Genomic DNA, 23,285 nt, shown 5'->3' on the forward strand with positions numbered 1-23,285 from the left:
GAAGTAGCAGGTATCTCTACTCACAGAGATGAAAAAACAGTGTACGTCATTGCAGCCAATTGCTCGACTATGACTGCTGGTGTTTACGCAATTCCTCCTGCAACGCCTGCATCGAGCGCTGCAACTGCACCTGATTGGCCGCAGTTGTGAGGTCACCACGAGTCTTTTCAAGGATACCACGGGTTGCGTCTGTGGTTCGTCTCAGACCGGAGGTAATCGCGTCGGGGAAATCAACGGTAATCAACAATGAATAGATGTCGTCCATATAGCCGAGGTAGGTTTCGCAGCTTTCAAAGTTGCCACGACGGAGCTGATCCAGCACGTACCGTCGCAGTTCGCCCACAGCCTCCGCCAACCCGTTCAGATACGCCGCCCAGCCGATGTTGAGGTCAGAGGCATTTGGCAGGGAGCGATGACGTGTCAGTGCGGAGAAACAAACCGCTTCTGCGTATTCCTTTTGCGCATCCTGGACAAAACCAGCAAAGAAGATATCAAGGTGGTCCCGCAGATCTTCTCTCATTTCGGCCAGCAGGCTTGCAGCCTGAGCGATCAATTGTTCAGCAGTAGCGGACTCATGGCGATGAGTCGCGCGAATACTATTCGCGCAATAGCGGATCACCTGGCGCGCCTTAGGCAATGCCTGCTCGCGTGCGGCATGCTTCAACCCCAGGTGCTCAATTGCTTCTTTCCCGATCTTTTCGATATGTTCAGGCATCGCGGTACAACTTCCTTTCAGCCCGCCGCTGAAGTTAAGCTGGGCTGTAGTTTATTCTATAAATACACATACAGTGTACCATAGCCGAAAGGAGTGCACCATATCCGCTGTTTACAGTAGTACTCTCCCGTGCCTATCTTTTTTTCCTGCTCTTCTTTTGTACTTCATCATTTACGAGCAGAGGATATACGTCAATCTCTTCGGGAAAGCTCAACGTTTGCATGTCTCCTTGCCAGAACAATTGCTTCATCATCTCCGCAACCGCATAGAGCATGTGCTGAAGCGCTGCCTCACGATTCCGCTCATATGCAGCACTTCCCGTATAGACAGTGAGATCCCGGAAGTACGCATTCAAGGGCATACGCTCGGAGAGACGCACAAGATAGATTTCTACCTTGATATCACCACGATCAACAGGAACCATCACCCGCAATTCCGGTTTCTGCTCGACAATATCCAGACGATAAAAGACGCCATAATGATCCCGGGAGGCCTGAAAAATTGAGACTTCCGGTGTTGTATCGCCACTGCTATAGTAGCTCTCCTCTGGACGTTCCATTTCTACACCTAATCTTGCCAGAAACTCTTCAAACTGCTCGTTCAGATTCATACAGGTTCCCTCTCTTACTTGAGATGCATATGAAGCAGATCACAAAAGTCGTACCCCTTTTATTTGTTCTTCCATACACCTCAATCAAAAACGGAAATCGATCGGCAGCCCGCAAGAAAAAGAAAAGCCGGAACCCGCTCGTATCCCGGATTCCGGCCTGTCGAGGGTGCGCAACTCAGCCCCCCGTACGTTTGACCTTATAGCCCAGCGCGGTAAGCTTCTCCTGTATCTTCTCAAGGTGATCGCCCTGGATTTCAATATTTCCTTCTTTGACGGTTCCGCCCGTGCCGCAGAGTTTCTTCAACTGCTGTGCAAGGCTGACCTGCTCGCTTTCAGGCACATTGCTGATGATAGAAACAGTCTTCCCGCCGCGTCCCTTGCGCTCTCGGCGCAGTCGCACTACAGAATCAACCGGCTTCTTCTCTGCCGTGCCGCCCTCATCACAGCGGCATTTTTTATAGGGCTGCCCGCATCGTGGACAGGTCGTCACTCTTCCGCTGTCGGTAGAATAGACAATTCGATCTGACATGATTCCCCCATTTGCTTTCGCTGACAACTGATAATCCACCAAATTTGTAAAAAAGATTGTATCATATCAGGAAAAGCAACAGAGGAGACACCTTCTATGCTGATTATTGATGGTCATGAAGACATTGCTTACAATGCCCTTGAGTGGAAACGTGACATCCGTCTCTCCGTGCATGAGGTGCGCAAGCGTGAAGGGCACACGTCCTCGGGAGAAGGCGCAGGCGGAATCGCTATGTCTGGGCTTCCCGAGCTCCGTCGGGGCGGCTTCGGCGTCGTCTTCGGCACGATCTTTGTTGAGCCAGCCTTTATTTTTCCCGATGGAGTTCCCGCCGGTCTGACACAGGTCTATACAACACCTGAAGAGGCCTATCGCATCGGACAGCAGCAGCTCACCTATTATCATGAGCTGGCAAAAGAGCCCGGTATTTCTTTGATCCTCACGCAGGAGCAATTTCAATCGTTTCTTACCTCCTGGGAAGCCAGCAGCGCAGACGATCCACAGCGCCCCTTCGGCATTATTCCTTTGATGGAGGGAGCAGATCCGATTCGCACCCCTGATGAGGTTGAAGAATGGTTCCAGCGCGGCGTGCGCATTCTCGGGCTGGCCTGGAGAGGCACCCGTTACAGTGGCGGCACTGGTATGCCCGGCCCCCTGACTGATGCCGGAAAGGCGCTCTTGAAGGAAATGCAGCGTGTTGGTATGATCCTGGATATCTCGCACCTGGCAGAGGAAAGCTTCTGGCAGGCGCTCGACCTTTTCTCTGGACCGCTTCTCGCCAGCCACAGCAACTGTCGCGTTTTCACCCCCACAGATCGGCAAATCAGCGATGAGATGATTCGCGCCCTGATCGAACGAGATGCAGTGATCGGTATTCTTCCCGGTAACATGTTCCTGCGAGGCGGTTGGTCCCGTGCCAATCGGTTCCCCATCCATCTTGATGAGGTCGTTCGGCATATCGATCATGTCTGCCAGCTTGCTGGTGATACCCGACATGTCGCGATCGGTACCGATATTGATGGCGGATTTGGCCGTGATGAAACGCCAGAGGAACTGGATACGGTTGCCGATATCATCAAGATTGCTGACGCCCTTCGCGCCGCAGGCTATAAGGAAGAGGATATTGCCAATGTCATGCATGGAAACTGGCAGCGGCTCCTGACGCGCTCTCTCCCTGTGGCCTGATAGCCAATACTCTCGCCCTCCCGAATATGCTTATGGTCATGCCCTGACACATTTCAACCTGGCGACACGTGTATTTCTGGTAACCCTGTATTGTGTAAATAAAAGGGCTGTAATATTTTTCATTAGGAAGGGCGAGAGTTCTATGCGAGAGGTCCAACAGGTCAAGCGAATCAAACACTATCACATCCAGCGTCACCTGGCAAAAGGTGGAATGTCAGATATTTATCTTGCTCGTGATCCATACACAGAAGAACTCGTCGCTATTAAACTGGTTCATTGTAATCAAGAGAACTATGTCATCCGTTTTCTTCGCGAAATCCAGATGATGGAACAGCTCCATCATGACCATATCCTCCCGGTGCTTGACCACGGCAAAAGTGGTCCCTGGTATTATATGGTGACCCCCTTCATTCCGGATGGAACGCTCCGCGAGTATTTACAACAAGGCCCGCTCTCCTTAGCTGAAGCCGGAGAGCTGCTTGAACAGTTAGCCAGTGCACTCCATTATGCACATACACAGGGTTTTGTGCATCGTGATATCAAACCTTCAAATATTTTACTGCGCGACAAACACTATCTCTATCTGGCAGACTTTGGCCTGATCCGCCGAATCGGCGAGCTCGCCGCCAATGAAGAGGAACGCCTGACCGATAGTGGCTACCTTATCGGTACACCTGACTATATGGCTCCAGAGCTAGTCGATGAAGAGGCAACTCCACAGAGCGATCTCTATGCACTTGGAGTGCTCCTGTATCAGATGCTGACGGGCCGCCTTCCTTTTAAGGGGAATACCGCATCCACCACCTTCTTAAAGCATATTGCAGAAGACCCTGTCCCTCCAAGCAAACATATCGCGGAGATCCCGCCTGCTGTTGATGAAGTCATTCTGCGTGCGCTGGCAAAAGATCCACATGAGCGTTTCTCGTCCGTTCGTGAATTTGCACAAGCCTATCAAGCTGCTGTCCTTGAGGGCAAACGGCCCGTGCCTCATCCAGAACCGGACGAATATAGCTTGCTTCAAGCACCAGATGCAAAGCAGTTTCGGCCTATGCTGATTACAGCAGGAGTGCTGGCGGTGCCACTGCTTCTGCTCTCGTTGTTCTCTCTGTTACAGCTTCCAGCGCTGTTACAAGAACAGCCAAATTCTTCGAGCATCCAGCCGACAGCAGGTAGTCACAATCCAACACCAATGGGAACCGCAAACGGCGGCATCGATGGGAAATCAGGCAATCCACTGAACGCCGTCCCCTATCCAGGCCTCACAGTGCCTCCTGCTGCAACCGAGCAACAAAAAAAGCAGCCGCCCACCCGACAGAAGCATCAGCAGAAACAACAGCCAGAGCATGATAAGCAGCATAAGCCAGAGAAAGAGAAGAAGAAATAAACTGGCATGTACAGCCCTTTCAAGCCGATTGTACTCGTTCTGGTTGACAGAAAACACATAAAAACTTATACTGCACCTATACGTATCGAGAGTGAAATGATATGACGTTAGAGAAGGTCACGAAGGGATTCAAAAGCATATGCCTGACTCGTTGCTTCATTCGATGTTAGGCCCATATCATCTACGCCGCCTGCTTGGCAAAGGAGGCATGGCAGAAGTGTATCTGGCCTATGATGAGGCGCATCAACGTGAGGTCGCGGTCAAAGTAGTGCACAGAAGTAACGCCGATTATCTGGAACGCTTCTGGCGAGAAATAGCCGCAATTGATAAACTGCAACATCCCCATATCCTCCCGGCCTATGATTACGATACCGAGGGGGAATGGCACTATCTTGTGATTCTCTACGCACCTGGCGGCACCTTGAAAGAATGGATCAGAGAAAAACCGCTCTCACTGGAACACGCTAACCAGCTTTTAGCTCAGGTCGCCGACGCACTCCACTACGCCCACTGCGAAGGAATCATTCACCGCGACATCAAGCCCTCAAATATTCTCTTACGTGACGAGCATTATGCATATCTGGCAGATTTTGGCCTGGCGAAATCGGTTGAAGGAAGTCGAGAACTGACTCAGACAGGGACCTTGCTTGGCACCCCGGAATATATGGCCCCTGAGCTGGCAGAAGGGGCGGCCACACCAGCCAGCGATATCTATGCACTTGGCATTACCCTCTATCAGATGATCACCGGTCACTTGCCCTTTCTGGGCGAAACACCGCTCTCCACCTTCTGGAAACAACTGCAAGAGCAGCCGCCCCGACCCTCGGTCTTCAACTCGGAACTCTCACCCGCAATTGATGCCGTGTTACTTCGCGCACTGGCAAAAGATCCCCGGAAACGCTATCAGACCGCGCTCGAACTTGCAGCAGACTTTCAGCAGGCACTGGAATACCCTGAGATACAACCTCCATCACAGACAACAGGACCTACTCCTCGGACGCAGCAGCAGTTTGTCCTTTCCGAAACAGCGGCACCGGCGACTGTTCGCAAGCCAAGCACCTCATCATTTCAGTTGCCCCCACTTACTACCCACACTCGGAACACGCCTTCAACCGAGACCTTCAGACCTACAGAAGTACGACGCACAGTTCCACCACGCTCACCACGTCATCGCCATCGTATCATTGTCAGCATCGTACTGGTCGGCTTCTTACTGATTGTCGGCGTCCCGATGGCAGCATTGTATTATCTCCTCTCTCACTCGCCTCAGAACACCGTACAGCCAACAGTCAGCGCACAACCCACGCAGCAGGACCGGACGCCACAGGCGCAGGCAACCGCGACAACCGATGTGCCAGCAACCATCGCCGCCAGTCCTCCGCTGTTTGCTGACCCACTCACTGTAGCAAACCAGAACTGGGCAAACGATGGTACCCGCTGCCGCTTCACCGAGAATGGCTATCATAGCGTGGTGCAGCAAACTAATTATCTGCAACCCTGCGCATTACTCAACCACACGATCACTGATAGCGCGATACAGGTCGATGTGCAGTTACACTCTGGCAGCAATGCCGGGCTGCTGTTGCGCTTGCAGCGGGAGCAATTCTATGATTTTGAAATCACCAGCGATGGACAATTCTTCTTCCGGCGTCACGATGCGGGTGCCGGGGCGAATTATGTCTACTTGCTTGCAGCGACCAGCAGCCCGGCGATTCGTCCCGGTGACGTAAACACGCTGCTGGCAATCGCAACCGGCTCCACCTTCATACTGTACATCAATGGGACGCCTGTGGGCACGGTTCAGGATGAACGCTATAGTAGCGGCCAGGTAGCCCTGGCAGCCGGAACGCTTGCCCCAATTACTAGCGGTGATGCCTCGTTTACCAATTTCAGGCTTGTTCAACCCTGAGTCAGAGCAAGTTCCAGCCGTAACTGTTCTAGATAGGATTGCATAAAGCGCGTCCGCTGCTCTGCCAGCGCCTTTCCCGTGGTTGTCAGCATGTGCTCATGCAGCATCAGCAATTTCTGATAGAAATGGTCAAGCATATAGCGATGGTCATCGAGCAGGTGACTTTCAGCAAACGGGTCTTCAGGGTGATAGAGCTGTAAGCCTGTATGCTTGCGGGTCACGCCAGTGATCGCCCATCGTGCAACGCCAATCGCGCCCAGCCCATCCAGTCTATCGGCATCACGCACAACCCGGGCCTCCAGCGTCCGGGGCTCCACTCCCCTGCTAAAACTATGCGCGACAATTGCATGAGCGGTCGCTTCCTGAACCCCGGTCGGCACATGCTGCGCCTCCATAAGCTGGCGCGCCAGGTCTACCGAGAGATCTGCGTGATGCAGGGCCGTCTCTTCAGCCGCATGACCAAGATCGTGCATCAGGGCAGCCAGTCCGACCACAAAGCGGTTCGCTCCCTCCTGCTCCGCAAGATAGAGAGCAAGTGCATAGACACGCTGAATATGATCCCAGCCATGCGCGAGATCGTGGCGAGCCTCAAAGCGCCTGCGGACCTCAGCTGAGATTGCTGCTAACGTCTGCTCTTCCTCAAATAGCTCTTTCATCATGCGTCCCATCCTTCAAAAAATCGTTCTTGCCCTGTACGCTTCTTTAAAAATCACTCTTCCGGGTGATGTATCCCGTTTTCCTTGCTTGCTATACTACTGATGAAAGCTAGATTCGCTCACAAGAACCTCACTGCTGAAAACCCGGAAGGAGTCGCTATGCATCAAACCAAAATCGGTGAACAGAAGCAGTCTCCCACACTCTCTCAGATCGCTCCCAAACCATCAGCAGGGGCTCCCCCTACCAGAACAGAGCAAGAGACGGCCACTCAAAACGCTGTAATTCGTGTGCTTCTGGTAGACGATCATACGCTAATGCGTGAGGGACTCCGTCAACTCCTCTCCCTTGAAGAGGATATCGATATTGTTGGCGAGGCCAGCGATGGCTTTGAGGCCATGCAGAAAATTCGCCAGATCCAGCCGCAGGTGATCTTGCTTGATATCAACCTGCCGGTCGTTGATGGAATCACCCTGACACGACAAATCACGCAGGAATATCCCGACATCTCGGTAATCATACTCACAATGTACCGACAAAATCAATATATGCTTCAGGCGCTGAAGAATGGTGCAAAAGGCTATCTCCCTAAAAGCGCTTCAGCCGCGGAAGTGGCCGAAACGATCCGTAAGGTGCATGCTGAGGGGCTGGCAATAGAGCCAGAAATGACCCGGGCCATCGTCAACGAATACCGCCGACTGGCCGAGGCCTCATCCGAAGGGCAATCAACCGAGCTACTCACTGAAAAAGAGCTGGAAATTGTTCGGTACGTCGCCGCGGGTTTGAGCAATAAGGAGATTGCGGAAAAGCTTTCGTATTCAGAGAAAACGGTGAAAAATTATCTTTCGATTATCTTTCAGAAGTTGCACTTGCGAGATCGGACCCAGGTCGCCATTTTTGCCCTGCGGCATGGTCTGCTCACTGACGAGGAGGTGCAGGGTTCCTATAACCAGCCATAGCGCATCGCCAGAACTGCCGCCTGGGTCCGATCTCGCACCTGCATCTTTTGAATAATATGGTGAATATGCGATTTCACCGTATCGATGCTGATGGAAAGCCGCTCAGCAATTGCCCGGTTCGAGAGCCCATCCACCACCAGACGCAACACATCCTGCTCCCGTTCTGTCAGATTCGATACTCCTGCGGCAATTCCCCGGACAGGAAAGCGGGCGCGCACAATGGTGCCTTCCCCGACCTGTGACAGGATCTCAAAGTGCCCACCCGCGTTTTCAATCCGCTCGCGCATCGTTTGTAGCCCAAAGGGACGCTCACCCGGTTGTTCCTCGTTCAGCTTCTGCAACGTTTCCGGGCTGATTCCTCTACCGTTATCTCGGACCTCGACAATGAGTGAGCCCCGAGCAATGCGCATGCTAACGGTTACCCGGCTGGCCTGCGCGTGCTTGCTGACATTGTTGAGCGCCTCTTGAATAAAGCGATAGACCGGAACCTGTACCGCGGCAGGCATCTTATCCTGTAAGCCGGTAACCTGCCAGACAAAACTGACCTGTACTTCAGGGTTCATGCTCCGAAAGTCACCAATCAGGTTTTCAAGTGCAACCGCAATGTTTTTCTGTTCCAGCGAGGTGGGTTGTGGCGAGTAGACGGTATGGCGTAATTCCTCAACACATTCCTGTAAGAGCGCATGCACTTTTTCCAGTTCCTCAGCGCCTGTAAGGAGTAGCGGATGCTCGGGCAGATCCTCCGCTTTTTTGATGGTACGTTGAAGATATTCTATGCGCAACAAAGCCAGCGTGATATTCTGGGCGGGTCCATCGTGAATATCGCGGGCAATGCGCTCGCGTTCCCGCTCAACTGCCTGCTTTTGCTCCTCTGTCAGTTCAACCCTCTCTTCGGGCTCCTCAAGTGGTATACTGCCGGGTCGTGTTTTCGGGCGAACTGGACGTGTCTGTTGCAGATACATTGGCAGCAGTGTATTGCAGAGCCGCATTTCCAGCTCCTGCTCATCACTGAACGGGACTTTCCTGCGCGTCTGAAAGCCATAAATGATCAGACCATTCCGTGTTGGACTGAGCCGCACAGGCTGTATCCGCATCTCTCCCTCTGGCCAGCACCAGCTACGCTCTTCAACGTTGGCATCCAAGAGCTGCGTCAGATCCACAGCCCCACCAGTGGCGTTCTGCTGAATCAGCCGTTCAAAAGAGCCGCCTGCTGGAACTCGCGCGCTGGCATCTGTTGGGGCCTCACCATTGAAGGCAAGCAGCATCAGCAGGTGTTCTTCGGGCTCCAGAGCGAAGAGCGCAACATAGCTCGCCTGACTGCACGTACGCATATAGTTCAGCAGGCGTTTTCGGCCCCGCGCGATACTGCGTTCACGCTGTAACTGCATTATAAGCTGTAAGAGTCGATCAGGTGTTGACAAACATGCCTCCAATTTCTCGCATTGTCCCGGAGCTCTGTTTTCATCATACAGGAAGAGGGAATATGCACAACCGTTGAGGGCTTCATTTGCTGTAACACTTGCTTGCTTTCTCAAATCGTGATATACTACAAGTCGTACCCATACCCAGGGGGGTTGGGAGACAAACCACAACGACTTTTCCGTGGGCCTTGCGCTCATGCAACAGAGAAAGGGCATTCACATGGCAAACATTCAGGAAGTAGTGCTTTCTGTCCCCGATATGAGCTGCGATCACTGTGTTCATGCAATCAAGGGAGCGCTTGGCGGCCTGTCGGGCGTGCAGAAGGTTGATGTTGACCTCAACACAAAGACCGTCCGGCTTGACTACCAGCCTGACCAGGTTTCCATGAAAGACGTTGAAGCAGCACTCGATGATGCAGGGTACACTGTTGCCCACTAAATGCATCAATACAATGCAAGAGGGATGAGCCATTCAGTGCTCATCCTTTTTTCATGTCCAGTATAAAAAATACATTAAATTCTCCCGGAAACTCCTTACAGCTATTTCCACTCCCCAAATCCAGTGCTACAATACAGGTATTCTCAACTGCATTCCAGAGGAGATACACCTTCTCTACGTGGTATCAGGAGTGTTGCTTTACGCAAACAGAAGGAAGGGGAAAAGGTGAAAAAACCAGAAGAGGCTATACCTAATCAGCTACTCCGCAGCGCCCGCGAATCTCTGGGCTGGACACAGGAAGAACTGGCCGAGCGGCTCGGCACCACAGGAGTTACCATCAGTCGATGGGAGAGCGGAATTACCGTTCCGAACCGGCATTTTCGGCAGAAACTCTGCTCGTTGTACGGGAGAAGCCCACAGGACCTGGGACTCCTTCAACTTGCTCCATCGATCTCGCTCACCATAGCACATCCCCCCAAACGAAAACGGCACGCCTCGCCGTTTCTCTTCAATGAGCCCTTGACCGATATCCATGAGTTCTACGGACGACATCGGGCACGAGAGACCCTCATCCATCGTGTCTCCCGTCAGGCCTCGACTATCATTGTCGGCCCGGGTCGTATCGGCAAAACCTGGCTGATCGATTATTTACGCCTCAGTGCACCTCTAGAACTGGGAGTCAGATTCTGTATCGGCTATCTCGACGCTGCAACGCCAAGCTGTCGCACCATTACCGGCTTCGCGCGTGAAGCCACTGAGGCGCTCGGACTCTCCGCTCAGATACGCGAAAGAGGCCTGCTTACACTTGAACAGGGACTCAAACTCTTTCGAGCGACTAACCGCGTTCCCGTTCTCTGCATCGATGAGTTTGAGTCCCTCTGTAAACAGCGTCACTTTACGGCCACATTCTTTCGCAACCTTCGCTCGCTCACCAGAACCTATGGGCTGGTATTGGTGCTTGCCAGCTGCCTGCCGCTCTCAACCTATTTGAAACGCGAGGAAGATACCAGCAGCTTTTTCAATATCTTTGAGCAGATTACGCTTGAACCATTTCAGCGACCAGAAGCGGAGCAATTCATCCATGACAAAAGCATCCAGGCCGGTTTCACGCCATATGAGCAGCGCTATCTCTGGCGCTATGGCGCGGATAGCAACAACACATGGCCGCCCCTGCGCCTGCAACTGGTGGGCAAGCTCCTGCTTGAGGAGCGCGGGCAATGCGGCGGATACCATCCTGACAGAAACTTTGCTCGGAAGCTTCAGAAAACCTACTATGGGGCGTTGTCGTAGCCTCAGGCAGTCCAGACGCCGTGAGGATCACATTCACGAATCAGACGTAGTTCCTCTTCCGTTGGTGGCTTGGTTTCACGGCAAGAAGGAGCAAGGCGCAACGGCCAGTCCGTCTGTTCCTGTATCTGCTCGATGCTCGTTCCCGGATGATAGGATTGTAACAGCGCCTCTCCAGTCTCGGGATCAAAGATAAACACCGCCATTGTGGTAATCAGGGCGACCGGGCCGCCACGCGGCAACCCGACTCGCTTTCGCCAGGAGACGCCTGCCGGGCCATGCTCATCAGGATAGCCATAGCCCGGGCTGGTTACAAAATCAACCCGCTCGCGAAAGCGATGGCGCTCATGGGGCATGATAATCGCCAGCCGTTGCGCCAGCGAAGCGATATCAGCGCCGCCCCCACTGCCCGGCAATCGAACCCGGGGTCTGTCACGCCAGTTCCCGATAACTGAGGTATTGAGATTGCCATAGCGATCAATCTCGGCCCCGCCAATAAAGCCCAGTTGCACATCACCGGCGGCCATCAAGCCCAGAAGCGTTACCGTGCCGGTCGTCCACAGGGCATCAGTGATATTAGGTGCGTCACCCATCGTATACAGAAGCTCGGAGGAAGGCGTGTCGCGCACAATGCCAGCCTCAAAGAGCCCGATACAATTGGGCGCATGCGTTCGTTTTGCCAGCGCGAAGGCCAGCAATGGCAGACGCATCCCAACAAAGACATTTTCACCGTCGCGAATCTCGCGGGCAGCACAAACCACCATTAGTTCACGCGGCGAATAGTGAGTAGCAGGCATGATGACTCCCTCCTCAATAGCCATAATCAACCTGAGCAGCATACCGGTGTTCACGAACCCGGAGGCTTGCAAGGCGCTCCTGTCCAAGTTTTTGGACATATGCCGCTCGATCCGGCACGCTTAGAACCCATTCCTCAAGCCACGCCCGATATCCTTCCTGCGTGCGCGTTCGTTGATGGTAGTCAGCAAACATGGCGTGATCCCGGTTGTAATAGCCCTGAACGGCAGAAGGGTGCGCTCCCCAGGGCTCATGAACGACCGCTCTGACCTTATAGGATGGCCCGATCACACGATTCGGGTCACTGGCAATCACCTCACGCGCAACGATCTCTTCCGCTACCAGGATCACAGTTTGCGCAGCGAGCATCGCTTCCTGACTGATACCGAGATTTCCCCAAAGATGCGCGTTGCCCTGCTCATCGCTGCGCTGGACAGAAATAAGGGCGACATCAGGACGAAGCGCCGGCACAAGCAGCACCGGGGAACCATCTAGAGGAGAAGAAGAGAGCAGAAAATGCGGGTTCTGGCGGGGGATATCACTTCCCAACAGCGATCGAGTGGGAATAAATGGCGCGCCGAGTGAGGCAGCCAGTAGAGCCAGCCCGATTGTATGATTGCTGAACTCCTGTACCATCAGCGAACGCGGTACGCCCTTCTCAATAGCACGTCGGTAGCAATGACCCAGGCCCTCGCTCACATTACCAACCCATGCCGCCTGAATCCGGCTGACACAGCCCGCTCCTATTAACTGGTCAAAGAGCATATCAGAAATCGGACCAATCAGCGTCAGCTCACGCTTTTGCTGGCGGATCAGCTCATGACCAAAGGCAAAGGGAATCAGTGGCTCCAACGCCACTCCTGCCGCAATCGAGGCACCATCAGGGACGTAATGCGCCACTGCATCACGCATCGTCATCAATTTGCTCATTCTGGCATGTTCTCCACTGCACAGCTATAATACACAATATAGATGATATTATGCCACGTTCTCATAGCTTTTGCTTACGGTACATGTTCCAGAGCAAAAAAGAAAAAGGCCCCGGAACGTGTCCATGTTCCGGGGCAGATGACAACGAGAGAGAGGAGACCTCAGTTTGTCTGCACGGGTGAGGTGCTCATCTTACTCCCATTCAAGCGTGGAGGCCGCCTGATACTCGGTGACGCGAGTCTCAAAGAAGTTCTTTTCTTTGCTCAGATCGATGGTCTCGCTCATCCAGGGGAACGGATGTGGCGAATGGTAGATCGGCTGCAAGCCAATGCGCTCCAAACGCCGATCAGCGATATGCTGGACATAGTCGCGGAAGAGATCAGCATTCAGACCCAGAATTCCATTCGGCAAGCAGTCCTGCGCATAAGCGATTTCCAGTTCCACCGCATGCTTGATCAGATCGACCACATGCGCCTGAAACTCCGGAGTCCATAACTCTGGATTCTCAGCCTTGATGCCATTAATCAGGTCGATACCGAAGTTCAGATGAATGGTCTCGTCACGCAGGATATACTGGAACTGCTCTCCAACACCGGTCATCAGGTTCCGGCGGTGGAACGAGAGCATCATCACAAAGCCACTATAGAAGAAAATACCTTCCATAATGACATAGTAGCCGATCAGGTTTTCAAGGAATTTCTGCATGCCCTCGAAGGTCTCGGTTGAGAAATCGGGATCAAGCACATCGGCAGTCAGTTGCATCTCAAACTCATCTTTGCGCTTGATTGCGGGAATATCATGATACATGTTGAACACTTCCCGCTCGTTGAGCCCGAGGCTCTCAACGATATAGAGGAACGTATGAGTGTGAATCGCTTCCTCAAAAGCCTGACGCAAGAGATATTGGCGGCATTCCGCGTTCGTGATATGTTTAAAAATAGCCAGCACAAGGTTATTGCCCACCAGGCTCTCAGCCGTCGCAAAGAAGCCCAGATTGCGCATAATCACAAGGCGCTCATCTGGCGTCAGACGGTCCGACTTCCAGATCTCAATATCTTTTGTCATGGGAACTTCAGTCGGCATCCAGTGGTTAGCACAACCATTGAGGTAATGTTCCCAGGCCCAGTGATATTTCAACGGCATCAACTGGTTTACATCGACATGCCAGCCATTAATCAGGCGCTTTTTCTGCGCTCTCTCTTCACTGGCTCGCTGCAACTGAGCCGGGGTATCATCAAAAGAAAGACTCATCGTTACAAGGTGGCTCCTTACACAGTTTTTCGGTACTAGCATTCAGGAAGAAGAGTGGGGAGAGTATTTCCCCACTCCCGCACAATCTCTTACTGGCAGGCCTCGCAGTCGCCATCCAGCGAGCACACATTCATCGACATGGTCTCAGGGAGTTGCTGGAACTGCGGCTTCTCACGCTCGACCTGAATCGAGCTGGATGGGCTGGCGTTCTTCATCCAGCGCGGCTGAATGCCAAACTTATTGATATCGATCGTTGACTTTTCGACCTGAGTCGCGGCCAGCGTACGCAGATAGTACGTCGTCTTCAGGCCTTTGTGCCATGCCAGCAAGTACATCTCGCTGAGCTTCTTGCCGCTCGGGTTAAACAGGTACAGGTTGAGCGACTGTCCCATATCAATCCACTTCTGACGGCGGCTTGCGCATTCAATCAGCCATTTCGGCTCAATCTCGAACGCAGTCTGATAGCGCATGCGCACATCCTCGGGCAGGAACGTCATCTCCTTGAGGGAGCCATCAAAGTACTTCAGGGCCTCAAGTGTGTTCTTATCCCAGATCTCAAGCTTTTTCAGGTCTTCGATCAGGTACGAGTTCACCGTAGTGAATTCGCCGGAAAGATTGCTCTTGACGTACAGATTCTTGTAGCTCGGCTCGATCGACTGGCTGACGCCGACAATGGAAGAAATCGTTGCTGTTGGTGCGATCGCCATCACATTGCTGTTGCGCATGCCATGCTCTTTCACAGCGGCCCGCACCTTATCCCAATCCATTGTTACACTGCGATCCATCTCGATCGGCTCACCACGCTCCTGCTCAAGCAAGGCAATGCTATCAATCGGCAGCATTCCACGATCCCACTTGGAGCCCTTGTAGCTCTCGTAAGCGCCACGCTCAGCAGCCAGCTCCGTTGAGGCGAGGATGGCATAGTACGAGATCGCTTCCATACTGCGATCAGCGAACTCAACGGCGGCCTCGCTGGCGTAGCTGATGCCAAGCTTATACAGCGCATCCTGGAAAGCCATCAAGCCCAGGCCGACCGGACGATGACGCAGGTTCGCGTTCCGGGCCTCCTGAGTCGGATAGTAGTTAATGTCAATCACGTTATCCAGCATGCGCACCGCCGTACGGACGGTCTTTTGCAGGCGCTCATGATCCAGCTTGCCATCATTGATATGGGCGGCAAGGTTGATCGAACCGAGATTACAAACAGCGGTCTCATCGTTTGAGGTGTTCAGCAGAATCTCGGTGCAAAGGTTGCTGCTATGCACAACGCCCGCATGATCCTGCGGCGAACGCACATTCGACGGATCTTTAAAGGTGATCCAGGGATGGCCAGTCTCAAACAGGCGCGTCAGCATCTTACGCCAGAGCTCGACAGCGGAAACGCGGCGATAGTGCGTCAGCTTGCCCTCCTCAACCATGCGCTCGTACTCTTCATAGCGCCGGGCGAAGGCCGCACCATAGAGATCATGCAGATCGGCGACATCATCAGGGCTGAACAGAGTCCACTGCTCATTGCGCTCCACACGCTGCATAAAGAGGTCAGAGATCCAGAGCGCGGTATGCATATCATGTGTGCGGCGGCGATCGTCACCGGTGTTCTTGCGCAGGTCAAGGAACTCTTCAACGTCAAGGTGCCAGTTTTCCAGATAGGCACAGACGGCACCCTTGCGCTTGCCTCCCTGATTGACAGCAACCGCGGTATCGTTAACAACCTTCAAGAACGGGATAATACCCTGACTGATGCCGTTGGTTCCCTTGATATGAGCACCGAGAGCACGAACGCGTGTCCAGTCATTTCCCAGGCCTCCCGCCCACTTGGAAAGCAGGGCGTTATCCTGGATGCACTTAAAGATATGAAACAGATCGTCATCAACGGTCGTGAGATAGCAGGACGAAAGCTGCGGGTGCGCAGTACCGGCATTAAAGAGCGTCGGCGTTGCGGGCGTAAAGTAGAACTGCGAGATCAGCTCATAGAACTCGATGGCGCGTGTCTCACGCTCGTTCTCACTCAGCGCTACCCCCATCGCCACACGCAACCACAGCAACTGAGGCAACTCAAAGCGGCGTCCCTTATGCTGCAAGAAATAGCGATCATACAGAATCTGCAGGCCGGGATAGGCAAAGAACAGGTCGCGTTCTGGATGGATCGCGTTTGCCAGTTTCTCCAGATCAAACTCTTTGAAGCGCGGGTCCAGATAGCCGTTGCTGGTTCCAAACTCGACGTATTCCTTGAGATAGGTCTTGTAGAACTCGGCGGCATCAGCCAGACGCACACGATTCTCGTTGGTCGTCTGCAACGCCTCGTTATAGAGCGAAACCAGCAAAATACGGGCTGCAACATAGGTATAGGCGGGCTCGAACTCAACCTTTGTGCGGGCCGCCATAATCATCGCCTGCCACAACTCCGCATCAGAAATACCGGCATAAACCGATGCATGAACTGCCTGGAACAGCTCATCCACGCTTATTTCTGGTCCGAAGCCATGACACACCTCATCCAGAATACGGCGCAGCGCCTCCGGGCTATATCCTCTGGAGGAAGCGGGCACATCGTGCTGTGTCGACTGAGTGGCAGAGTTTGCGTTACTTGAACTTATTACTTGAGACATCGCCTGTTACCTCTCGTAAAATTACAATCAAAAAAGCCTGTCCCTTCGTGGATCAGGCCAGACAGCAGGGAACACGCTACCTATTACAGCCCGAAAACCACAGGCTGTACGCGCCCCGTTATCGCCTCAAAGAAGTATAAAATTGTATTTTGCGCCTTTTCACACCCTGTTTTTGGGCATAAAAACACCCCTCGTCAAAAGGAGTTAGAACTTCGTTCAAAAAGGCAGGATTTTCAGAACGTTTTTATTTTGAGAAAGACAAGTCAGATGACAGCAAATGCTGCCAGGTGGTAAACACTTGTTGATTCCATTCGCGCCGAAGCCGCTCACTCTTCAGTTAGAGCAAGCGCAATAGCGCACATTTTCTTGCAGCTCTGCGACTGCTTACGTGGTATTACAGTAACATAAAGCCTTCACCCAGTCAAGAGCAAAAAGGGGGGAATTTCCCAACATGTTGTGTTACAGTAGGGTGTTTTCAACAATATATAGGGGTATGCCATTCTAACAAAGGGGGTTGTTGGTGTCAACAAAATCGAAAGGAAAAGGTACTATCGTCATTCGTAGCAAGGAGCGCTCTCTTTTTGGTCTCAAGCAAAGGAGGACTTCACCCCCTTATTATGCAGCAAATTACTTCATCGATCAAGCGCATATGGGACAAATGCCCCTGCCTACCGGCATAGCTTAGACCGTATACTCGTTGAATACGAGCATTCTCACATGGTCTGGAAGGAGCGAAAACACCACCCAATGGATACTGAGCTTTCCCCACGCCTGCGCTGGTCCCAGATTCTCGCCATCAGTATTTTCTGGTTCGGCCTGAGCTTCCACTGGGCAGCCCTGGGCTTTATCATCCTACCAAGCCAGGTTCTCAAGCTGGTTGGTGAGCCCGGCAAGGGTGCAGCGCTCGCCTTTGTGCTGATCCCGGGCGCATTTGTCGCACTGTTCGCGAACCCGTTTTTCGGGCTGCTAAGCGATCGAACAACGGGACGGCTAGCGCGCCTGGGCAAGCGACGGCCCTATATCCTGATTGGCACTCTGCTGAATGCCGGGGCCCTGCTCTGGATGGCGCTTGCACCTGATCTGCTTCAGTTAATGCTTGCTTATCTCCTGGTCCAACTTACCAGTAACGCGGTTCAGGCTCCCTTTCACGCTCTCCTCCCCGATATTGTGCCAGCCGCACAACGAGGACAGGTGTCCGGCACAATGGGCCTGCTTCAGATTGCCGGGACCATCGGTGGGACGCTTGTTTCGGGGCTTCTTATCGATACTGGCAAGCCAACGTATTTCACCGGTCTCTGGCTGGCCTATGGCATTGTGATTGTTGTCCTGCTTGTGCTAATGCTTGTCACGGTGCTGGTCGTCCGTGAGCGTGGCGAGAGCGTTACCGTGCAGACCCCGAAGCGCAAGCCCTGGCTCACGCGCTCGCACCTGCTAACGACTGGTATCACCCTGCTAAGCCTTGCACTTGTCTGGGGTTTGCTTGCGCTCTGGAATCTTTTGCGACCCGTCGGCATCCAGATCAGCAGCGAAGCGCAACAGGTAATTCTTGAGATCATCGCGGCTATTGGCCTCTTACGCATCTTTGAGTTCTCGCCGCGCCGCACTCCCAGTTTTGCCTGGGTACTTGTCACCCGGCTCTTTGTGATGCTGAGTGTGTATACGATCCAGACCTATCTACTCTACTTCATGCAAGATGTCGTGCGCGTTGATTCTCCTGCCCTGCAAACGAGCAACTTTATCATCCTCGTTTCGATTACCAGCCTTATCAGCGCCTTTGTCGCGGGCTGGCTCTCGGACCGTTTCGGGCGAAAACGCATTATCTATATCTCGGGAACGTTAATGGCGCTGGTTGGGCTCATCTTCATCGTCTCCAGTTCGCTCCCCATCGTCATCTCTGCCGGGCTGATCTTCGGGCTTGGCTATGGGGCCTATCAAAGCGTGGACTGGGCCCTTGTTGCCGACACCCTTCCATCACGGGAGACCTTTGCCCGGGATATGGGCGTCTGGAACATCGCGCTCGCAATTCCACAGATTATCGCTCCAGTCATTGGAGGCCCTTTGATCGACCACTTTTACCGCATCGGACAAAGCACACTCGGCTTTCAACTGCTTTTTACGCTGGCTATTCTCTACTGCCTTATCGGGACTGTGACGGTACGTTATATCCGAGTTGTCAATCAGTGAGGCAACACACGCCGCCACACATGTCGTATACTACAGAGAGAATACTATCTCTTTCTGTTTGTACAGGACGCTATTTTATGTGAAAGGGAGACTATGGCACAGTATCAGTATATCCTCACCGAACGTGATGAGCGCGTTGGCATCCTTACGCTCAACCGCCCAAATCAGCTCAATGCGCTCAACTTCCAGCTTGTCAACGAACTGGCAGACGCGTTAGAGGAATTTGATCGCGACGATGCGATCCGCTGTATCGTCATCACCGGGGCAGGCGAGAAAGCGTTTGCCGCCGGAGCGGACATCAAAGAGATGTCCGATAAGTCCCCTATAGACATGATGCTTGGCAGCTTTGAGGGCTGGAAACGCATCAAGCAAATCAAAAAGCCAACCATTGCCGCCGTCGGCGGGTATGCCCTGGGCGGAGGCTGCGAGCTCGCAATGCTCTGTGACATGATTGTCGCTTCCGAAAACGCTCGGTTTGGGCAGCCCGAAATCGCCATCGGCGTCATCCCCGGCGCAGGAGGCACACAGCGTCTTGCCCGCACGCTCGGGAAGTATCGCACGATGGAAATGGTGCTGACTGGCGCGCAGGTAACAGCGCAGGAAATGGCGGCACTGGGATTGGTCAACCGGGTCGTTCCCCGGGGAGAGCATCTTCAGGCTGCGCTGGAGCTGGCCCACAAGATTGCTGAGCAGGCACCGATCGCGGTTCGCCTGGCCAAAGAAGCGGTAGCAGCGGCCTTTGAAACCTCGCTCGAAGAGGGATTAGAGATTGAGCGGAAAAACTTCTTCCTGCTCTTCGCTACCGAAGACATGCGCGAGGGAATGCGAGCCTTTATCGAGAAACGGAAACCGAATTTCCAGGGCAAATAGGTTAGCTGGACGAAAGTAGGTTCACGATGGAAGAGGCGGTTATCCTTTCAGCGGTACGCACTCCAATCGGGCGCTACGGCGGCATTCTCAAAGATGTCCGTCCCGACGATCTCGGGGCGCTGGTCATCAAAGAGGCCATTCAACGCGCTGGCATCGAGCCAGCAAGCGTTGAGGATGTCATTTTTGGCTGCGCTAACCAGGCGGGCGAAGATAACCGCAATGTCGCCCGCATGTCTCTTCTACTTGCAGGCTTGCCCGTTGAGGTTGCCGGGCAGACCGTCAACCGGCTCTGTGGCTCCGGTTTGCAGGCGATCAACAGCGCTGCCCATGCCATCCAGGCCGGAGACGGAGATACCTTCGTCGCGGGCGGCGTCGAGAGCATGACGCGCGCCCCCTTTGTCCTGGGTAAAAGTGACGCAGCGTTCGCACGCTCTCTCAAACTGGAAGATACAACGCTTGGCTGGCGCTTTATCAATCCGCGGCTGGCAGCGCTGTATCCTCCCTACAGCATGGGTGAGACCGCCGAGAACATCGCGGAGCGCTACCATATCAGCCGCGAGGAGCAGGACGCCTACGCCCTGCGCAGCCATAGACGCGCTGTTGCGGCTCAACAGGAGGGGCGTTTCGCCATTGAGATCACACCGGTCACGATCCCACAGAAAAAGGGAGAAGCGCAGGTTGTCTCTCAGGATGAGCACCCACGCCCTGACACCACGCTTGAGAAGCTGGCCGCTCTCAAGCCGGTATTTCGCCAGGGCGGCAGCGTAACCGCCGGAAACGCGGCAGGCATCAATGACGGGGCCGCGGCACTGGTTCTGATGGCACATAACCGCGCCCGAGCGCTTGGGCTGCATCCCCGTGCGCGCATAGTTGCAACGGCAGTGGCAGGAGTTGATCCTTCCTATATGGGGCTTGGTCCGATACCGGCTACCCGCAAAGTGCTGCAACGCGCTGGATTGACCATTCAGGATATCGACCTGATCGAGCTCAATGAGGCCTTTGCGGTTCAAGTGCTGCAATGTATCCGCGAACTGGACATCGAGCCGGAGAAAGTGAATGTCAATGGAGGCGCAATCGCCCTCGGTCATCCCCTCGGTTGTAGCGGAGCCAGATTAATGACCACACTGCTGTATGAGCTTGAACAGCGCGGCGGACGTTATGGGCTTGCGACCATGTGCATCGGCGTCGGCCAGGGCATCGCGACGCTGATCGAGCGCCTCTAGACCCCAGGCAAGCAAAAGCGCGGGTAGGAGCAAGCTTTTCCCCTCCCGCGCCCTCCTCTTTTCGCCCGGCACTATGCGGGTTCTCCATGCAACGCCGATTGATAGACCTCTGGCAGCTTCGGAACCGTCTCAAAGCGTGTTAGCTCATCAGGAACGATCCAGCGCATTTCGGTCGCCTCCCAATCGGGTTGAATCGTAAACGGCGGCACCACCTCAAAGAGAAACGGGTGAATAAAGAAATGGCGCCCCAACGCTTCGTCTACATGCTGTACAACCGCACCGGTTTTCAGCAAGCGAAGCTGATCGCGGTTCAGCCCCGTCTCTTCCTGAATCTCGGTATAGGCCTGTTCAAGGGACGTCATTCCCTCCTCAACAAAGCCGCTAATCCCGGCCCAGGCCCCATTATAACTCCCCACACGCTGGCTCCGACGAGCAAGTAAAATACGAGCCGGGCGCTCATCAGTCCTCATAAGAAAGCACGTTACAACATGTGTCTTCCGCAAAACCGACAGGGGACCAGTGCCCCGTGACGAAGACCCCTTAGAAAGGGGACCGGTTCCCGATCCTTGCTGGTTCATCATACTCATCCTCCCTGGAAAGGTGACAGCATGTACAAATTCCGCTATACTTTCAAAAGCTATGTAACGAATGCGCTCCAAAGCGCCCCTTTTGAGCAGAACATGCAGGGGCAGCACAGAAGCAAGTGTTCGTCTCTGCTCCGACAGAACAAGAAATAAGTACCAGTTTATCTTCTGAAGAACTGGAAAGACCCGCTTTTATACCGTTTTACTAGTAGTAGACCTGATGACAAATTCAAAGCCTGGCAGGTATTTTTATTATGCAAACAACAACCAAAGATACTTCAAAGGAACAAGATAAGATAGAACAGGACAAAAAACTATCCCGAGCGCTGCCTGCATTTCTTGCTCCCTGGTTCAAGGCAACACTTTCAATTCTCCCTATATACCTTATCACACGTTTCGTTTTTCTTCTACTCACCTATTTTGGGGGGATACTCTTTTTTGTGCCGAACTACTGGACCGGGAAACTCTCGGCGTCGGCGCTTCTCTACACCTGGCACCGTTGGGATGCCGTGCGTTTCACCAGTATTGCCGCAGACGGGTATCTCAAATTCGACAATGCAGCCTTTTTCCCACTCTTCCCGGCCCTGATGCGCCTGATTCAGCCGATCATGCCTTCACACAGCTTGCTGCTCGCCGGGATGGTGATCTCAAACCTGGCATTTCTCGGTGTTCTGGTCGTCCTCTTTCGGCTCGTTGAGACCGAGTTCGATCGTGAAACCGCGCATAAAACGGTGCTCTATCTCTCTATCTTTCCAACTGCACACTTTTTCTTTGCGGCCTACAATGAGTCCCTCTTTATTTTCTTTATGATCGCCAGTTTCTATGCAATGCGGCGTGGTGCCTGGTGGACAGCAGCGATTATCGGAGCGCTCTCGATGCTGACCCGCTCTATTGGTACCTTCGTTGCGATCATCTTTGTCTGTGAATATGCTCGTCAACACTGGCCAGAACTCTGTCTGAGCTGGCGTGAACGGCGCGTTCTCCCCTATGTCCTGCGACAGATCCCCAATCTGATAGCCGTGCTGCTGATCCCGCTTGCACTCGGGATTTACATGCTCGGGCTCTATTACAGTATCGGCGATCCGCTGGCGTTTATGCATGCACAGGTGTTCTGGCGTGAATCGCTCAGCTTTCCGCTTGTGGCAATCTACCTGACCATTGAGCAGATTGTCACGCACTCACCTTTTACCTTCTTTACAGCCCATAACATTATTGATCTGGTGGCTCTGCTTGGCTTCCTGGTCTTGCTACTGATGGCAATCTTCGGAAAAGAGCGCTTCGCCCGACACCAGTGGACCTTCATCCTTTTCGGCCTCCTGGCACTGGTGTACTCGGTACTCTGGCCGAGCCTGCCACGGGCCGGCGGCTACGATCCGCTTGCCTCAACACAACGGTTTGTGCTGGAAATCTTTGCAGGCTTCATCATTCTGGCACGATTAGGAAAGAAACCCTGGTTTCATAATGGCTATCTGATGATTTCCCTGCCATTGCTGGCATTCTTTACCCTACAATTTATGACCGGGCATTGGACGGTATAAAATACCGTCTACCCGGCCTCCGCATTCGCCTTTCTTCTCTTTCTGCGAAAGTGCATCTTTCTACTTTCAGTGATACTTTCTTGCACTGATAGAGAAAATCTTCCCCTTTTTTGTGCTTGACGTAATGTTAACACTCTTAGTATAGTATTCTTGGCGCATAGTATACATTTGTAAATCCCACAGTATTCTGATGAGTCAAATAGAGAGATTAT

The 23,285-nt window shown here is 53.3% G+C and carries 20 protein-coding genes; 10 read left to right on the plus strand and 10 right to left on the minus strand.

Annotated features, from left to right (window positions below):
• Positions 1 to 67: 67 nt before the first annotated feature.
• The 3 genes from KTH_RS21410 to KTH_RS21420 all read right to left on the minus strand — a co-directional run bounded on the left by KTH_RS21410 (position 68) and on the right by KTH_RS21420 (position 1,854).
• Positions 68 to 715, minus strand: a complete 648-nt coding sequence (locus tag KTH_RS21410) for a translin family protein (protein WP_111325413.1) — start codon at positions 713 to 715, stop codon at positions 68 to 70.
• Between the two features lie 133 nt (positions 716 to 848).
• Positions 849 to 1,325 carry a hypothetical protein gene (locus tag KTH_RS21415; RefSeq protein WP_111325412.1) on the minus strand — a complete coding sequence of 159 codons (477 nt, stop codon included), beginning with the start codon at positions 1,323 to 1,325 and terminating at the stop codon, positions 849 to 851.
• A gap of 175 nt (positions 1,326 to 1,500) precedes the next feature.
• Positions 1,501 to 1,854, minus strand: a complete 354-nt coding sequence (locus tag KTH_RS21420) for an SUI1 family translation initiation factor (RefSeq protein ID WP_111325411.1) — start codon at positions 1,852 to 1,854, stop codon at positions 1,501 to 1,503.
• A gap of 96 nt (positions 1,855 to 1,950) precedes the next feature.
• Here KTH_RS21420 and KTH_RS21425 point away from each other — a divergent pair, with 96 nt between their 5' ends.
• The 3 genes from KTH_RS21425 to KTH_RS21435 all read left to right on the plus strand — a co-directional run bounded on the left by KTH_RS21425 (position 1,951) and on the right by KTH_RS21435 (position 6,329).
• Entirely contained in the window at positions 1,951 to 3,036 is a 1,086-nt protein-coding gene (locus tag KTH_RS21425; protein WP_111325410.1) for a dipeptidase, read from the plus strand.
• Between the two features lie 142 nt (positions 3,037 to 3,178).
• Positions 3,179 to 4,420, plus strand: a complete 1,242-nt coding sequence (locus tag KTH_RS21430; RefSeq protein WP_111325409.1) for a serine/threonine protein kinase — start codon at positions 3,179 to 3,181, stop codon at positions 4,418 to 4,420.
• Between the two features lie 139 nt (positions 4,421 to 4,559).
• Entirely contained in the window at positions 4,560 to 6,329 is a 1,770-nt protein-coding gene (locus KTH_RS21435; RefSeq protein WP_111325408.1) for a serine/threonine protein kinase, read from the plus strand.
• Here KTH_RS21435 and KTH_RS21440 read toward each other — a convergent pair.
• Positions 6,320 to 6,988 carry an HD domain-containing protein gene (locus KTH_RS21440; RefSeq protein WP_170142901.1) on the minus strand — a complete coding sequence of 223 codons (669 nt, stop codon included), beginning with the start codon at positions 6,986 to 6,988 and terminating at the stop codon, positions 6,320 to 6,322. The genes KTH_RS21435 and KTH_RS21440 overlap by 10 nt on opposite strands.
• Positions 6,989 to 7,144: 156 nt before the next feature.
• On the opposite strand from KTH_RS21440, the gene KTH_RS21445 reads away from it, so the two are divergent.
• Positions 7,145 to 7,942 carry a response regulator transcription factor gene (locus tag KTH_RS21445; RefSeq protein ID WP_170142900.1) on the plus strand — a complete coding sequence of 266 codons (798 nt, stop codon included), beginning with the start codon at positions 7,145 to 7,147 and terminating at the stop codon, positions 7,940 to 7,942.
• On the opposite strand, the gene KTH_RS21450 is transcribed toward KTH_RS21445, so the two are convergent.
• Positions 7,927 to 9,363 carry a helix-turn-helix transcriptional regulator gene (locus KTH_RS21450; protein ID WP_497621022.1) on the minus strand — a complete coding sequence of 479 codons (1,437 nt, stop codon included), beginning with the start codon at positions 9,361 to 9,363 and terminating at the stop codon, positions 7,927 to 7,929. The two genes, KTH_RS21445 and KTH_RS21450, sit on opposite strands and share 16 nt — an antisense overlap.
• A 220-nt stretch (positions 9,364 to 9,583) precedes the next feature.
• Between KTH_RS21450 and KTH_RS21455 the strand changes: the two genes are divergently transcribed.
• Together KTH_RS21455 and KTH_RS21460 are read left to right on the plus strand one after the other, a co-directional pair.
• The gene (locus KTH_RS21455; RefSeq protein WP_246046329.1) at positions 9,584 to 9,802 is read left to right on the plus strand and encodes a heavy-metal-associated domain-containing protein; all 219 of its coding nucleotides are present in this window, start codon (positions 9,584 to 9,586) and stop codon (positions 9,800 to 9,802) included.
• Positions 9,803 to 10,027: 225 nt separating this feature from the next.
• Positions 10,028 to 11,092 carry a helix-turn-helix domain-containing protein gene (locus KTH_RS21460; protein ID WP_137686134.1) on the plus strand — a complete coding sequence of 355 codons (1,065 nt, stop codon included), beginning with the start codon at positions 10,028 to 10,030 and terminating at the stop codon, positions 11,090 to 11,092.
• A gap of 2 nt (positions 11,093 to 11,094) precedes the next feature.
• On the opposite strand, the gene KTH_RS21465 is transcribed toward KTH_RS21460, so the two are convergent.
• The 4 genes from KTH_RS21465 to KTH_RS21480 form a co-directional block, all read right to left on the minus strand.
• Entirely contained in the window at positions 11,095 to 11,886 is a 792-nt protein-coding gene (locus KTH_RS21465; protein WP_170142898.1) for a CoA-transferase subunit beta, read from the minus strand.
• 13 nt (positions 11,887 to 11,899) lie between these two features.
• A complete protein-coding gene (locus KTH_RS21470) occupies positions 11,900 to 12,814 on the minus strand; it encodes a CoA transferase subunit A (protein WP_111325430.1) in 915 nt (304 codons plus the stop codon).
• Between the two features lie 192 nt (positions 12,815 to 13,006).
• Complete coding sequence (locus KTH_RS21475; RefSeq protein WP_111325402.1) at positions 13,007 to 14,065, minus strand: ribonucleotide-diphosphate reductase subunit beta; 1,059 nt, start codon at positions 14,063 to 14,065, stop codon at positions 13,007 to 13,009.
• An 89-nt stretch (positions 14,066 to 14,154) separates the two neighbouring features.
• Positions 14,155 to 16,674 (minus strand): ribonucleoside-diphosphate reductase subunit alpha, encoded by a 2,520-nt coding sequence (locus KTH_RS21480; RefSeq protein WP_111325401.1) that lies wholly within the window; start codon positions 16,672 to 16,674, stop codon positions 14,155 to 14,157.
• Positions 16,675 to 17,421: 747 nt separating this feature from the next.
• Here KTH_RS21480 and KTH_RS21485 point away from each other — a divergent pair.
• The 3 genes from KTH_RS21485 to pcaF all read left to right on the plus strand — a co-directional run bounded on the left by KTH_RS21485 (position 17,422) and on the right by pcaF (position 20,951).
• A complete protein-coding gene (locus KTH_RS21485) occupies positions 17,422 to 18,858 on the plus strand; it encodes an MFS transporter (protein WP_170211507.1) in 1,437 nt (478 codons plus the stop codon).
• Positions 18,859 to 18,951: 93 nt separating this feature from the next.
• Positions 18,952 to 19,728, plus strand: a complete 777-nt coding sequence (locus KTH_RS21490; protein WP_111325399.1) for an enoyl-CoA hydratase-related protein — start codon at positions 18,952 to 18,954, stop codon at positions 19,726 to 19,728.
• Positions 19,729 to 19,754: 26 nt separating this feature from the next.
• On the plus strand, positions 19,755 to 20,951 hold the full coding sequence (gene pcaF, locus KTH_RS21495) for a 3-oxoadipyl-CoA thiolase (RefSeq protein WP_111325398.1): 1,197 nt from the start codon (positions 19,755 to 19,757) through the stop codon (positions 20,949 to 20,951).
• Positions 20,952 to 21,022: 71 nt separating this feature from the next.
• On the opposite strand, the gene KTH_RS21500 is transcribed toward pcaF, so the two are convergent.
• A complete protein-coding gene (locus tag KTH_RS21500) occupies positions 21,023 to 21,454 on the minus strand; it encodes an NUDIX domain-containing protein (RefSeq protein WP_497623270.1) in 432 nt (143 codons plus the stop codon).
• Positions 21,455 to 21,789: 335 nt separating this feature from the next.
• Here KTH_RS21500 and KTH_RS21505 point away from each other — a divergent pair, with 335 nt between their 5' ends.
• Positions 21,790 to 23,073, plus strand: a complete 1,284-nt coding sequence (locus KTH_RS21505) for a mannosyltransferase family protein (RefSeq protein ID WP_497621027.1) — start codon at positions 21,790 to 21,792, stop codon at positions 23,071 to 23,073.
• Positions 23,074 to 23,285: the final 212 nt, after the last annotated feature.

This window comes from Thermosporothrix sp. COM3, from assembly GCF_059696735.1.